The organism is Stanieria cyanosphaera PCC 7437 (genome assembly GCF_000317575.1).
GTDB classification, from domain to species: domain Bacteria; phylum Cyanobacteriota; class Cyanobacteriia; order Cyanobacteriales; family Xenococcaceae; genus Stanieria; species Stanieria cyanosphaera.
Window position 1 is genome coordinate 1,216,156 of the sequence record NC_019748.1, and the last position, 13,275, is coordinate 1,229,430.

Annotated in this window: 14 protein-coding genes, 1 pseudogene and 1 riboswitch; of the genes and pseudogenes, 10 read left to right on the forward strand and 5 right to left on the reverse strand. The window is 35.5% G+C overall.

What is annotated here, in order from left to right:
• Positions 1–237 precede the first annotated feature (237 nt).
• Entirely contained in the window at positions 238–459 is a 222-nt protein-coding gene (locus tag STA7437_RS05360; RefSeq protein WP_015192354.1) for a HetP family heterocyst commitment protein, read from the forward strand.
• Positions 460–715: 256 nt separating this feature from the next.
• Here STA7437_RS05360 and cobW read toward each other — a convergent pair whose 3' ends face one another.
• Positions 716–1,750 carry a cobalamin biosynthesis protein CobW gene (gene cobW, locus STA7437_RS05365; RefSeq protein WP_015192355.1) on the reverse strand — a complete coding sequence of 345 codons (1,035 nt, stop codon included), beginning with the start codon at positions 1,748–1,750 and terminating at the stop codon, positions 716–718.
• Between the two features lie 36 nt (positions 1,751–1,786).
• Positions 1,787–2,485 (reverse strand): HupE/UreJ family protein, encoded by a 699-nt coding sequence (locus STA7437_RS05370; protein WP_015192356.1) that lies wholly within the window; start codon positions 2,483–2,485, stop codon positions 1,787–1,789.
• Positions 2,486–2,747: 262 nt separating this feature from the next.
• A riboswitch (cobalamin riboswitch) is annotated at positions 2,748–2,900 on the reverse strand.
• Between the two features lie 50 nt (positions 2,901–2,950).
• On the opposite strand from STA7437_RS05370, the gene argJ reads away from it, so the two are divergent.
• The 3 genes from argJ (at position 2,951) to STA7437_RS05385 (ending at position 5,359) form a co-directional block, all read left to right on the forward strand.
• Positions 2,951–4,192, forward strand: coding sequence for a bifunctional ornithine acetyltransferase/N-acetylglutamate synthase (gene argJ / locus STA7437_RS05375; RefSeq protein WP_015192357.1), 1,242 nt, complete (start codon positions 2,951–2,953; stop codon positions 4,190–4,192).
• Positions 4,193–4,303: 111 nt separating this feature from the next.
• The gene (gloA2, locus tag STA7437_RS05380) at positions 4,304–4,690 is read left to right on the forward strand and encodes an SMU1112c/YaeR family gloxylase I-like metalloprotein (RefSeq protein ID WP_015192358.1); all 387 of its coding nucleotides are present in this window, start codon (positions 4,304–4,306) and stop codon (positions 4,688–4,690) included.
• 339 nt (positions 4,691–5,029) lie between these two features.
• Complete coding sequence (locus STA7437_RS05385) at positions 5,030–5,359, forward strand: hypothetical protein (protein ID WP_015192359.1); 330 nt, start codon at positions 5,030–5,032, stop codon at positions 5,357–5,359.
• A gap of 79 nt (positions 5,360–5,438) precedes the next feature.
• On the opposite strand, the gene STA7437_RS05390 is transcribed toward STA7437_RS05385, so the two are convergent.
• Complete coding sequence (locus STA7437_RS05390; RefSeq protein WP_015192360.1) at positions 5,439–5,855, reverse strand: hypothetical protein; 417 nt, start codon at positions 5,853–5,855, stop codon at positions 5,439–5,441.
• 162 nt (positions 5,856–6,017) lie between these two features.
• Between STA7437_RS05390 and STA7437_RS05395 the strand changes: the two genes are divergently transcribed.
• Both STA7437_RS05395 and rpsN read left to right on the forward strand, forming a co-directional pair.
• The gene (locus tag STA7437_RS05395) at positions 6,018–6,890 is read left to right on the forward strand and encodes an aldo/keto reductase (RefSeq protein WP_015192361.1); all 873 of its coding nucleotides are present in this window, start codon (positions 6,018–6,020) and stop codon (positions 6,888–6,890) included.
• 111 nt (positions 6,891–7,001) lie between these two features.
• Positions 7,002–7,304: a 30S ribosomal protein S14 gene (gene rpsN / locus STA7437_RS05400; RefSeq protein WP_041619192.1), complete on the forward strand. Its 303-nt coding sequence runs from the start codon at positions 7,002–7,004 to the stop codon at positions 7,302–7,304.
• Positions 7,305–7,443: 139 nt separating this feature from the next.
• On the opposite strand, the gene bioD is transcribed toward rpsN, so the two are convergent.
• Positions 7,444–8,124 (reverse strand): dethiobiotin synthase, encoded by a 681-nt coding sequence (gene bioD, locus STA7437_RS05405; protein ID WP_015192363.1) that lies wholly within the window; start codon positions 8,122–8,124, stop codon positions 7,444–7,446.
• Positions 8,125–8,589: 465 nt separating this feature from the next.
• Between bioD and STA7437_RS05410 the strand changes: the two genes are divergently transcribed.
• A complete protein-coding gene (locus STA7437_RS05410; RefSeq protein ID WP_015192364.1) occupies positions 8,590–9,585 on the forward strand; it encodes a ribose-phosphate pyrophosphokinase in 996 nt (331 codons plus the stop codon).
• Between the two features lie 115 nt (positions 9,586–9,700).
• Here the strand turns inward: STA7437_RS05410 and lepB are convergent, their stop codons facing one another.
• Positions 9,701–10,261 (reverse strand): signal peptidase I, encoded by a 561-nt coding sequence (lepB, locus tag STA7437_RS05415; RefSeq protein ID WP_015192365.1) that lies wholly within the window; start codon positions 10,259–10,261, stop codon positions 9,701–9,703.
• 6 nt (positions 10,262–10,267) lie between these two features.
• On the opposite strand from lepB, the pseudogene STA7437_RS05420 reads away from it, so the two are divergent.
• The 3 genes and pseudogenes from STA7437_RS05420 (at position 10,268) to bchM (ending at position 13,207) form a co-directional block, all read left to right on the forward strand.
• A pseudogene (locus STA7437_RS05420) lies at positions 10,268–11,390 on the forward strand (amidohydrolase family protein).
• Between the two features lie 115 nt (positions 11,391–11,505).
• Entirely contained in the window at positions 11,506–12,390 is an 885-nt protein-coding gene (locus STA7437_RS05425) for a DUF4388 domain-containing protein (RefSeq protein ID WP_015192366.1), read from the forward strand.
• A gap of 115 nt (positions 12,391–12,505) precedes the next feature.
• Entirely contained in the window at positions 12,506–13,207 is a 702-nt protein-coding gene (gene bchM / locus STA7437_RS05430) for a magnesium protoporphyrin IX methyltransferase (protein ID WP_015192367.1), read from the forward strand.
• Positions 13,208–13,275 lie beyond the last annotated feature (68 nt).

Genomic DNA, 13,275 nt, shown 5'->3' on the forward strand with positions numbered 1-13,275 from the left:
AGAGATAAATAATAGATAAAAATTTTTTAAATTAGTGAAGTGTGAATAAGATAAAAAAAGTTATCAATAACATAATTAACTATTTATTATTATCCATAATCAACTTGTTTAACTATTTTTCTAAAAATTGAAATAGTAATTTTTTTTGTTATAAAAATTTGCCTTAAAAGAATTATTATAAATAATTTTAATCTTCTCTAGTTCTTCCCGATTGCTTTTTATGTTGACATTAGTTAGATGTTAATTACAGATCTTAAAGGTGAGGAGATAATGAATCAAGAGCAATTGGAACAACTTATTAGTGCCATTGTAGCTGGTAAATATTCCTGGGCTTGTGTTTTAATGTTACGTTTTTATGGACGTAATCCTTTAGATTATATTCCTTATCGTACTTATTACCGTTTAATTAAAAATAATAATTTTGCTTATACTTTGTTAGCTTCAGAAAAAAATAGTTAGCAAGTTTTGCAGCAGTTTTTTATTGATTAGACTACCTTAATCTAAGGCTACAATTTAGAAAAAACATAATTGGCTTTGTTCTTTTGAATTTAAAATAACTATCGGTAATAATTTTAAAGTGACTTAGGTATAGTTATTATTAAAAATTACTTTTTCTCTGATTCAGTTTAAATAATTTATTTGTTTTATTAAATAAAAGCCAAGCGTACAATTAATTACTTGACTTAATTTGCTGTAATCTATAAAATTTCCAATCTTAATTAAAAATTGCTTTTTGAACTAAATCCTGATCTAGTTTTCTCCCAATTAGAACTAGGCGAGTTTGACGAGGTTCATCTTCTGACCAAAAACGATCATAAAAAGTATCAAAACGATTACCTACACCTTGTAAAACTAATCGCATTGGTTTTTCTGGAACATTAACAAAACCTTTGATGCGATAGATTTCTTGTTGTTGAACTAATTGTTGTAATTTAGTAGTTAGACTCTTTGGTTCAAAAGCGCGATCGCATACTAATTGAATTGAATTAATTTCATCATCATGGTCATGTTCTTCTTCATGGTCGTGATGAGAATGACGACTATCTAAATTATCTTCTACTGCTGCATTAAAACCTAGTAAAATATCAGGATTAATTTCTCCTTGAGGACAAGTAACAACTTTTACCCCAACTGGAAGTTCTTGTTGTAACCAGCTTTTAATTTTAGTTAAAGTAGCAGCATCGACTAGATCGGTTTTGGTTAACAAAACTAAATCGGCACAAGCTAATTGATCTTCAAACAACTCTTCTATCGGAGTTTCATGTTCTAAATTAGGATCGGCTTGTCGTTGTGCTTCTAAAGCAATTAAATCTCCTACTAAAGTTCCTTCAGCTAAAGCTTGACAATCTACCACAGTCAAAACTCCATCTACTGTCGCAGCATTACGAATTTCGTGCCAACGAAAAGCTTGTACTAAAGGTTTGGGTAACGCTAGTCCAGAAGTTTCGATTAGAATACAGTCTAGTTTATCCCTTCTTTTTAATAGTTCTTGCATGACGGGATAAAATTCTTCTTGAACTGTACAACAAAGACAACCGTTAGTTAATTCGACTATATTACTATTAAGGTTGTCTTCCTCATCACAAACTTGACAGGAACGGAGTAGCTCCCCATCAATGCCAACTTCACCAAATTCATTTACCAAGACAGCGATACGTTTTCCTTGATTGTTTTGTAAAAGATGACGCACCAAAGTAGTTTTCCCTGCGCCCAAAAAACCAGTAATAACAGTAACGGGAATTTTATGCATTGTTTGATTAATTATTGAGATTTACTTGAATTTTGTTTAACTAAAAACTGTAGTAGAAAGAAAACTTAAACCAATTCCACAAACAAGATAGCCAGCAAACTGTAAATAAAGATTAGGTTGATTAGTCATTTTATTTAAAGTTAATCTGCCCAAATAAAATGCGATCGCAGCAACAATTAACTGAATTAAACTAAAACCAAATAAATAAGCACCTAAAGGAGTCATTTCTGCACCAATAATTGATTCTCCGTAGGCATAACCATGAAAAATTCCTGCGATTGTCGATAAAACCAATAATATTCCTGTATTAGGCTTATTTTCTTTAATTAAGAGTAAACCTACTGTTAAAACTGAACCAGCAACAATTATTTCTGGAATTGGTAAATTAATACTTAATAAATGAATGACTGTTCCAGCAATTGTAGCTAATACAAAAACAACAGGAATAAAGAATCCAAATTTTTCTTTTAAAACAGCTACTAAACTAATTGCTACTACAAAAGCAAAATGATCTAAACCAATCACGGGATGGGCTAAACCAGAAATAAATCCTTCAAAAAAATTATCTGGAGTTGTTCCTCCAATAGCATGATGTGCTAAAGCAGGTTGCATAGTGATAATCAAGTAGATGATTAACATCATCAAAAAGATAAATCCTGGTGCTAATAATTTAACTTTATTTGGGTGATTATCTCCTGAGAAATTATTTAATTTATTCAAGAAAAATTTATTCATTACTATTTAACTCCATGCAAAAAATACAATAAGCTAATGTTTCTAACTCAGCTTTTTTTTCTAATTAATTTTGCTATTCAAATCAAAATTCAAAAAACAAAAAGGCCAATTATCTAAGCAATCTTGAAGTAAACTCTTATAGATAAATAATTGTTTGGGATTGTGTAAATAAATTTGTAGCGTAGAAAATCTTAAAAAATAACAACCTCTGTACCTCGCAGATATATTTTTTTAGAATTGTACAGACGTAGCATGCTACGTCTCTGATAACTATAAATCGGCGGGCATCCTGACTAAGAGATTATCAATAAAGCAAACCTCATCACAGTTGCGGGACAGCGTCAGATTTACACTGAACTTTCCCCCTTGCGTTTGATGACTGTTCCTCATCAAAACCGATCGATCATTATAAAATATCACAAAATTGATATAATCAGCTTTAAATTTAATCGGGACAAAGAAATAATGGCAGACTGGCAGGTGGTAACAGGCGGAATAACTGCACCGAAAGGATTTAAAGCAGCAGGAATTGCAGCAGGATTAAAACCCTCTGGAGTAAAAGATTTAACCTTAATTATTTCAGAAACAGAAGCGATCGCTGCTGGAGTTTTTACCACCTCTCAAGTTAGGGCTGCCTGTGTTGATTATTGTCGTCAACGTCTTCAAGAGAAAGCCAGTGCCAAGGCAATTATGTGTAATGCTGGTCAAGCCAACGCAGCAACTGGAGAACAGGGCTGGCAAGATGCTATTTTGAGCGCAGAATTATTAGCACAAGAGTTAAATATTTCTCCCAATGCGATTCTACTTGCTTCAACAGGAGTGATTGGGCAAAGAATTAAAATGGATGCTTTGCAAGCAGCAATTCCTCAGTTAGTTGCTTCTGCTTCCGTTGAGGGGGGCAAAGATGCAGCTAAATCAATTATGACTACGGATTTAGTTCCCAAAGAAATCGCTTTAGAAACTACCATTGAAGATCGTCCTGTCCGAATTGGTGGAATTGCTAAAGGTTCGGGAATGATTCACCCCAATATGGCGACAATGCTTTCTTTTATCACCTGTGATGCTGCCGTAGCTACTCATCTTTGGCAAGATATGCTCAAACGAGCCGTAGATAAAAGTTTTAATCAGATTACAGTGGATGGAGATACTAGCACCAACGATACAGTTATTGCTTTAGCCAATGGAGAGTCACGTACCACTGCTATCACTGAAATGAATAAAAATGCTCAGAAGCTAGAAGCAATGTTGACAGAAGTTTGTCAATATCTTGCCAAGGCAATTGCCCGTGATGGAGAAGGGGCTACTTGTTTGATAGAAGTCCAAGTCACTGGTGCATCGGATCGTAAAGCTGCTTCTGTTGTCGCTAAAACAATCGCTGGTTCATCTTTAGTCAAATCAGCCGTTTTTGGACGTGATCCTAACTGGGGCAGAATTGCAGCAGCAGCAGGCAGAGCAGGAGTAAACTTTCATCAAGATGAGTTACAAATTAAGCTAGGAGATTTGGTTTTAATGGAGAATGGTCAACCCTTAGAATTTGATCGTCAAGTAGCGAGTAACTATCTCAAACAAGCAGCAGCAGGTGCTTACCTCAAAGACGATACAGTTTTAATTTCTGTTTGTATTGGTAATGGTTCTGGTACAAGTACAGCCTGGGGATGCGATTTGACTTATAAATATGTTGAAATCAATGCTGAATATACTACTTAGTGTATTGTAATTAAATTATGCGTCTGTTCCTCAGAAGCGGGAAGCTGAATGCTATTGAGCTAAATCGGTTTTGAGTTGATTAAACTGAAAGCTTGAATCTAACCATAAAAAATGAATCTCTCCAAAATCCATCACATAGCTATCATTTGTTCTAACTATCAAGTTTCCAAGCACTTTTATACAGAGATTTTAGGTTTGAAAATTATTCAAGAAACTTATCGAGAATCAAGAGACTCTTATAAACTTGATTTACAGATTGGTGAAAATGACCAGATTGAATTGTTTTCTTTTCCCAATCCTCCTGCTAGACCAACTAGTCCTGAAAGTTGTGGTCTTAGGCATTTAGCTTTTCAAGTTGATAACGTAGAAGTTACAGTTAATCAGCTTAGATTGCGTGATGTAGAAGTAGAACCAATCAGAATAGATGAAATTACTGGTAAAAAATTTACTTTTTTCCGCGATCCTGACGATTTACCTTTAGAAATATACGAAAAGTAATCAAGTTTGGCTAAATAGGAAGTCTATACAACTAATCATTAGAAGGAGTAGTTACCTAACTAATGTACTTAACTGGTGCAGCTACCAATTGAACTAACTCAATTTAATTCTGTTTGCTTAGGATCAATTAAAGTATTGCTGACTAAGATTATTTTTATTTTCCAAGCAATCTAGAGTTTGAATCGCTCTGTGTATCACAACTTGTTTGAGAGCATTAATTGTAATTTACAAAAAAAGTTCATCAGATTTATTGAACAATCTGCATAAATTTGAATTGACTTACATACTTAGTAAATGAAAGCAAAAATCAGACAAATCAAACTTTAGAGGTCTAGAAAAATGAAAAAAGCTGCACTAATCATCTCCACTCTCGCTTTAGCTCTTTCTCCCGTAGCTGCCTTTGCCCAACAAGCACAAAGCAATGTTCAAGCTGGTTCTAATGCTGCTGTCACTCATGGCATTGGTAATGTTACTAATCAAGCTGTTTCCAACGATTTAACTCAAACTCAATTAGGTTTGGATGGTTACAGTATCGATCCTCAAATTCAACAATCCGTACAAGCTGGACAAAACCAAAGTGCTACTTCAGGTATCGGCAATGTAACTAACCAAGGTGTTTACAACAGTGTTGACCAGTTACAATCTGATTTTCCTGTATATCCTTACTAATAATAAATATACTTTCTTTGATTTTGAACACGGGGGCATTCATGCCCCTTGTTGACGTTTTAACTGAAAATACTTAATCTTACTGCTCGTGCCAATCCAGTACTGGTTGTCTAAAAAGCTCTCGCTCTCCTTGAGTTACGGTTAGAAAATCGCCTTTGGCACTCCCGCGAATGAGTAAATAACTAACATTTTTATTAACCGCTTCAAAATAATTTCCTTGTTGGTCATAGTCTTTGAGGGGAAGACGAATTTTATTGCCATTAATTTTACTAACACCTACATAAGTATGAGGCAAATCTCCTCCACAAATATTGACCCAGAAACCTTTAGTTTCAGCAACAATAAATAAACTTTCTTCTGGTTGACAATAATTTGGAAAAGAATCAGGATTTTGAGCAAGACGAGCAGAGTTTGGTACTGCGATCGCTTCAACAACCAGTAAACTCGATATTCCTAAACTAAATAAGAAATTAGCTAACAATTTAGTCAATTGCACAATTACAATTTTTTTTCTAATCCTATTTTATAAAGGCGATCGTTTTCGTCAATTGATTTGGCTCTTAGTTTGAAAAAAAGATTCTAAATTTACCCATAGATAGACGAATTTCATCTGAATTTTTGAACTAATAAAATTAAAGTTTCGCGTAGAGCTAATTAGATGAAAACTAAAAAACTTGGCAATACAGATCTAACTATTAGTGCCATTGGTTTAGGAGGAATGCCAATGTCTTTGAGCGATCGCCCTTCTCAGTCTCAGTCAATTGCTGTGATTCATCAAGCTCTTGCTCATGGAGTTACTTTGATTGATACGGCTGATTCTTACTGTCGAGATGAATCTGACAAACACCACAATGAACGTTTAATTGCCAAAGCACTTTCTCAATATGAGGGTGATACTAGTCAAGTTATTGTTGCGACTAAAGGAGGTTTGATGCGTCCTAATGGTAGTTGGACTCGTAATGGCAACCCCGATCATCTCCGTGAAACGATTGCTCAAAGTTATCAAGCTTTAGGTGGAACAAAACCAATCGATCTCTGGCAATATCATTCACCTGACTCTAACTATACAATTAAAGCTGCGTTAACTCCAGCTAAAGAAGCTGTGGAACAAGGTTTGATTCGTTTTATCGGTGTTTCTAATTTTTCTGTTGAGCAAATTAAACAGGCACAAGAAGTAGTAAATATTGTCTCAGTTCAAAATCAATATAATCCCTGGCATCGCCAACCTGAATTTGATGGAGTCTTAGATTACTGCGAACAAGAAGGCTTAACTTTTTTTCCTTGGAGTCCTTTAGGCGGAAGTAGTCGTGTAAGTCGTTTACAAGATATTCCTGTTATTGCTCAGTTGGCTGCCCAAGAAGGTGTAAGTGTCTATCAAATTGTCTTGGCTTGGCTACGTAGCAAATCTCCTTGTATTGTACCTATTCCTGGCGCGAGTAAAATTTCTAGTATTGAAGATTCAGTTAAAGCAGTTGAAGTTAAATTATCTCAGCAGCAAGTGGAAAAAATTGATGCTCAACTAACCAAGTGATTCTCAAATAACGCGATCGCCTCTTGCGGAATCCAAATTTTATTCCAATCAAATATAGTTCGAGCTATACTAGAAAATTGCGTGATTATTTACTAAATAGAAATAAGAATTATGGCAAAAAAATCCATGATTGAGCGAGAAAAAAAACGCGCTCATTTAATAGAAAAATATGCTGAAAAAAGAGCAGAATTGAAAGAACAGTTTCGTCAAGCAACTTCTCCTCTCGAAAAATTAGAACTTCATCGTCAATTACAACAACTGCCAAAAAATAGCGCACCTAGTCGCAAACGTAATCGTTGTTGGGTAACTGGTAGACCAAGAGGTTATTACCGCGATTTTGGTTTATCTCGTAACGTTTTACGAGAATGGGCGCATGAAGGATTACTACCTGGAGTAGTTAAGTCTAGCTGGTAACTTTTTGTAGTGTAGGAAATAGGGATTAGAGATTGATTAAGTCAACCAATGGAATGAGCGAGTAAATCAAGACAAAGATAAACAGTCTTTTCACTCTCGCTAATATCCAAGGACTTATCCCTAATTCCCTAGGACTTAGTTAAACTGGCAAAATGAACTCTAAGTCGAGATTGGCAGCTACTTGAGCTAGCTTCTCGTGGTTATTTGTCTGATTAAGGTAAGGTAAAGTTCCCAAAACTGGTATTTGAGTCAAAGATTCAATCAAATCAACTGGAGCTAAATCTGTTAATCTTGCTTCATTTTCTGGTTGAGAACAACTTAAAACAATTCCTCTCAAATTGACTTTAAGACTACGCGCCAAAGCAACATTAGCTACTACTTGAGCGATCGCACCTAATTTGACTGGCACAACTAAGACTGTAGGTAAGTGCCAATCGGCAGCTAGATCAGCTACAGTTAATTCTTCAGTGACAGGAGAGCCTAATCCCCCCAAAGCCTCTACTAAAACAAAATCTTGTTGCTCTCTTAATTGCTTCAAAGCTTGCCAAACTAAACCTAAATCAATCGCAGTATTTTCCTTCACTGCTGCTAAAGGTGGAGCAAGTGGTGTTGCCAAACTAATCGGAGTAACTATTTTGAGCGATTCTTCTTGGGCAAACATTTGCTGGTATAGCTCGCAATCGCCTGTACCAGTTTGAAGCAGTTTCATCAATCCTAATTGGCGACAAAATCGATAAGATTGCCAATAAGAAACTAAAGCGGTCGTCAAAACTGTTTTGCCAACGTCTGTATCCGTACCAGTAATTAATAATGTCCCCATAAATTTATGATTGTTCTGGTCTAGAGATTGCTTTTTAGACCGTAGTTATACAGCTAATTGTCAAAAATTTTTTTTTTATTTAAGTATATATAATTAGTGTAAATATATTGTTATTCATTTTTAATCAAATTAGAAAATAAAATCGCTGGTAGATTGGGATCAACAGTTAATTTGATCAAATAAATCATATCTTTTCACTCCTGCTAATATCCTAGCCAAATCTAATTATCAAAATTAGTAAGATGCACTGAGGCTAAATTGTTTGCAAAATCTTTATAATATTTTTTTATTAATTGATTGTAAAAAACAACCTCTTTAATTTAAAATCAAAAAACATTGTAATCTAAAATTCTTGTTAAAAACTATCAAAGTGCGCAATTGTGTCACCAAATAACCCAAGTGTTGTCGATTACGATAGCCTTTAGATGATAAGATTTCCCTGAATTGAGTTATAAAGATTCTGCCGTGAGCTACACTACCCTAACTCTTCAGTCCACTCAACAGCAGTCAATTCTGTCAGATACTAACCGCCTTCGGTTATTCTCTGGCTCTGCTAACATTCCCCTAGCTCAAGAAGTAGCACGTTATTTGGGAATGGATTTGGGTCCGATGATCCGCAAGCAGTTTGCTGATGGAGAGCTTTATGTCCAAATTCAAGAATCAATTCGCGGTGCTGATGTCTATTTGCTTCAGCCCTGTTGTAATCCAGTTAATGATAACTTAATGGAATTGATGATTATGATTGATGCTTGTCGTCGAGCATCAGCTAGGCAGATTACTGCGGTCATACCTTACTATGGGTATGCTAGAGCAGACCGAAAAACTGCTGGTCGAGAATCAATTACAGCCAAACTTGTAGCCAATTTAATTACTGAGGCTGGAGCTAATCGAATTCTAGCGATGGATCTTCATTCATCTCAAATTCAAGGCTATTTTGATATTCCACTCGATCACGTCTATGGTTCTCCAGTAATTTTGGATTATCTCGCCAGCAAAAATTTACCCGATTTAGTGGTCGTTTCTCCCGATGTTGGTGGTGTTGCCCGTGCTAGAGCTTTTGCCAAAAAATTAAATGATGCGCCTTTGGCAATCATTGATAAACGTCGTCAAGCTCATAACGTAGCAGAAGTGATGAACTTAATTGGTGATGTTAAAGGCAAAACTGCTGTACTGGTAGACGACATGATCGATACAGCGGGAACTCTTTTAGAGGGGGCCAGATTATTAAGAGCAGAAGGAGCAAGACATATCTATGCTTGTGCCACTCATGCTGTTTTTTCTGAACCCGCAGTGACGCGATTGTCTAGCGGTTTATTTGAAGAAGTTATTGTTACTAATACAATTCCAATCCCAGAAGCAAAACAGTTTGAACAGCTAACGGTTACTTCTGTTGCTAACTTACTAGGAGAAACCATCTGGAGAATTCATGAAGATAGCTCGGTTAGTAGTATGTTTCGCTAAACAGAAGTAATTTCGATAGTTACCAGTTAATTAATAATTAAACTTTATTTGACGGCAGAGAAGTATTGCTTAACAAGAACGCAACTCTTGAGAGTAACTGGTAACTATTGTTTAGCTATTGATGATCATAATTAACAGGTTGTTGGTCGATTGATCCCAGTCGATTAAATGGCCAAAAACGTACCATTGCTCGACCAATTAGATTCTCCTTGGGTACAAAACCCCAATAATGAGAATCATAGCTATTATTGCGATTATCTCCCAAAACCAAATACTGATCTTCAGGAACAACAATTGGACCATATTGATATTCGGGAGATTCTTTGATGTATTGCTCTTTTAAAGCTTGACCATTGATATAAACTTTTTCGCCTTTAACTTCAACAGTTTCTCCAGGAAGACCAATTACTCTTTTAATAAAAGCGTCTTTAAAATTTTGTTCTCTGAGTTTTTCTGTCGGAGAAAAAACTACCACATCACCTCTCTCTGGTGAGCGAAAATGATAACTAATCTTCTCAATAATCAAACGGTCGTTAATTTCTAAAGTAGGTTCCATCGAAGATGAAGGAATATAGCGAGCTTCCGCTACAAAAGCTCGGATACCAAACGCTAAAATAGCAGCAGTACCAAGGGTTTTTAGAATTTCAACTACAGCATTTTCTTCTTTTTTTGTCATAAGCATATGTCCTCCAACACTACTACTTTGTTAATTAGTCAAGCTCAAATTCTCCTTAGAAATGGTAGTCTGCTTCAAGGAGATTTACGAATTAATTAGGGAAAAATTGCAGAAATTGCCCCAGAAATTATTCCTATTGAAACGGATGAAGTTATTGACGCAACTGGATTGACTTTGTTGCCTGGTGTAATTGATCCCCAAGTACATTTTCGCGAACCAGGATTAGAACATAAAGAAGATTTGTTTACTGCCAGTTGTGCTTGTGCTAAAGGTGGAGTGACTTCTTTTTTAGAAATGCCTAATACTCGACCTTTGACTCTCACCCAAGCGGACTTGGATGATAAATTACAAAGAGCAGCTAACAAGTGTTTAGTTAATTATGGCTTTTTTATTGGCGCAACGGCAGCAAATTTGCCCGATTTAATCACGGCTAATCCTACTTGTGGAATTAAAATTTTTATGGGTTCTTCTCACGGAGCTTTATTAGTTAGTCGCGAAGAGGAATTAGAACCTATTTTTGCCACAGGAAAACGTTTGATTGCTGTTCATGCTGAGGATTCAGCTCGAATTGTTGAAAGACGTAAGCAATTTGTAGGTCAAACTAACCCAGCGATACATTCTCAAATCCAAGACGAGCAGGCAGCTTTAAATGCAACCAAATTAGCTCTCAAATTGTCAAAGAAAGACCAACGCCGTCTACATATTTTACATCTTTCTACGGGAGTTGAAGCTGAATTACTTCGTCACGATAAACCTGCTTGGGTAACGCCTCAACATTTATTACTTAATACCAATGCCTATGAAGAGATTAGTACTTTAGCACAAATGAATCCTCCTTCGCGATCGCCTGAAAATAATCAAATTCTTTGGCAAGCTTTACTAGATGGAGTAATTGATTTTATTGCAACCGATCACGAACCTCACACTTTGGAAGAAAAAGCTCAAGGTTATGGAATTCCTAATCAAGAAGCGATCGCGCTTTGGCTATGATGCCGATCTTGTTTTAGTTGAAGGTTGGCAATTAACGGGATGGCCAGTAGTTACCATTGTTAATGGTCAAATTGTTTACCAAAAGAGCAAACTTTATACTGAAATTCGCGGAAAAGCTTTAACTTTTATAGACCAGTAAGTTAAATTAAGAAAAATTAACGAATCAAGACTTCGAGAAGTTATCAAAATCAGTAAATTTTACTAATTATTCGGTTAGACTTTAACTGCCCACTCCATCGGGAGCTAATTGACAAATGAGTATTAGTAGCTCTCTAGACTTGTTTTTATTGCCAGAACTATTTCGGATTATTGAAGAAGGCAAAAAAACTGGTCGTCTTATTGTACAAATACCATTAAATAATCAAACAAGTAATCTCAAAAGAATTTATTATCTTTGGTTTCGAGAGGGCTATTTAGTCGCGATTAGCGATCGCCTTAATCATCGTGGTTTAATTACTTTAATTGAAACTAGAAATTGGCTTAGTCCTCTAATTACTGAGAAACTGAGAACTTTGTGTCCGACAGAAATGCCTTTAGGAGTATATCTAGATCAGATGAAATTGCTAACTAGAGATAAGCTACGGCTAATTTTTCAGTTACAGTTACATCAAGTGTATCAATTATTTGAATTAACCTCTGGTTGGTTTAGATTTGATGAGCTTTCTGAACTACAAGATCGTTTGATGACATTGCCTTGGTTGGAAATGACTGGACATCGGATGAAAGCTACCGAGGTGGCAATGTATGGTCTTAGATTGGTCAAAGATTGGCGAGTTTTCGGCGAGCAATTACCAAAGTCTAATCTGGCTTTGCAACGAACAGTTAATCAACCATTTCTGAAGTTAATTTCCTTAGAAAGAAAAATTTGGGAGCAAGCTGATCGAGCAACTTCGATAGAAACTATGGCTCTTGAATTAATGCAACCAATTAAAAATATTCAGATTGCTGCTTTTCGTTTGATTGTGGTGGGATTATTAGAAGAAGTACTAGTCGATAACTATGGCATTAAATCAACTAATTTAGTTTCCTCTTCTAAAGTGGTACTAGCAAATGTTGAGCGGCAAAAGTTTTTAGTTAAACCAAGACAATCTACCGACAAGTCTTTGCTTAATAATTTGTTTAAGTTATGGCGTAGTTGATTTAAAAGACCTAAAAGCGATTCGCGGATTAAATTCAGAGTAAGTCTCAAAGAAAAAAAGGTCATTATTACGATATTATTTAAGGCTACGAGAATATTGTTTAATAAATTGACTCATGAATTTTGCTAGACAGAATACAGTAGACGATAAAGCGATTGTCAAAGAATATTTCAACGCAACTGGATTTGATCGTTGGCGAAGAATTTACGGACAGGGAGAGGTAAATAAAGTCCAAAATGATATTCGCATTGGACATCAACAAACTATTGATACAGTTATAGAGTGGTTACAAGCAGATGGTAATTTAGCTCAAATTTCAATTTGTGATGCTGGTTGTGGAGTAGGTAGTCTGAGTATTCCTTTGGCTGATGCTGGTGCTAGAGTTTATGCAAGTGATATCTCTGAAAAAATGGTAGGAGAGGCTCAAGAAAAAGCTCAAGCAATTTTGAAAAATACTAATAATCTTTCTTTTGCGGTAGAAGATTTAGAAGCTTTAAGGGGAAAGTACCATACAGTTATTTGTTTGGATGTTTTGATTCATTATCCCCAAGAAGATGCAGCGCAAATGATTGGACATTTAGCATCTTTGGCAGAGTCTCGTTTAATTCTAAGTTTTGCACCAAAAACTTTTTTCTTATCAATTTTAAAAAAAATTGGCGAGTTTTTTCCTGGTCCTTCTAAAACTACTAGAGCTTATCAACATAAAGAAAGTGATATTATTAAAATTTTAGAAGAGAATGGTTTTGCAATTAAAAGAACGGGAATGACTAGCACTCGTTTTTATTTTTCTCGGATTCTAGAAGCAGTAAAACCTTAGATTTGTTTGAGAGCGATTATTAAGTAAAAGCAATTTTTATTTGGTAAGTTTGACTCGTACTATATTTT

Coding starts and splice junctions, on each gene's coding strand:
- STA7437_RS05360 (WP_015192354.1), top strand. CDS start 238: ATGTTAATTACAGATCTTAAAGGTGAGGAGATAATGAATCAAGAGCAA.
- cobW (WP_015192355.1), bottom strand. CDS start 1,750: ATGCATAAAATTCCCGTTACTGTTATTACTGGTTTTTTGGGCGCAGGG.
- STA7437_RS05370 (WP_015192356.1), bottom strand. CDS start 2,485: ATGAATAAATTTTTCTTGAATAAATTAAATAATTTCTCAGGAGATAAT.
- argJ (WP_015192357.1), top strand. CDS start 2,951: ATGGCAGACTGGCAGGTGGTAACAGGCGGAATAACTGCACCGAAAGGA.
- gloA2 (WP_015192358.1), top strand. CDS start 4,304: ATGAATCTCTCCAAAATCCATCACATAGCTATCATTTGTTCTAACTAT.
- STA7437_RS05385 (WP_015192359.1), top strand. CDS start 5,030: ATGAAAAAAGCTGCACTAATCATCTCCACTCTCGCTTTAGCTCTTTCT.
- STA7437_RS05395 (WP_015192361.1), top strand. CDS start 6,018: ATGAAAACTAAAAAACTTGGCAATACAGATCTAACTATTAGTGCCATT.
- rpsN (WP_041619192.1), top strand. CDS start 7,002: ATGGCAAAAAAATCCATGATTGAGCGAGAAAAAAAACGCGCTCATTTA.
- bioD (WP_015192363.1), bottom strand. CDS start 8,124: ATGGGGACATTATTAATTACTGGTACGGATACAGACGTTGGCAAAACA.
- lepB (WP_015192365.1), bottom strand. CDS start 10,261: ATGACAAAAAAAGAAGAAAATGCTGTAGTTGAAATTCTAAAAACCCTT.
- STA7437_RS05425 (WP_015192366.1), top strand. CDS start 11,506: ATGAGTATTAGTAGCTCTCTAGACTTGTTTTTATTGCCAGAACTATTT.
- bchM (WP_015192367.1), top strand. CDS start 12,506: ATGAATTTTGCTAGACAGAATACAGTAGACGATAAAGCGATTGTCAAA.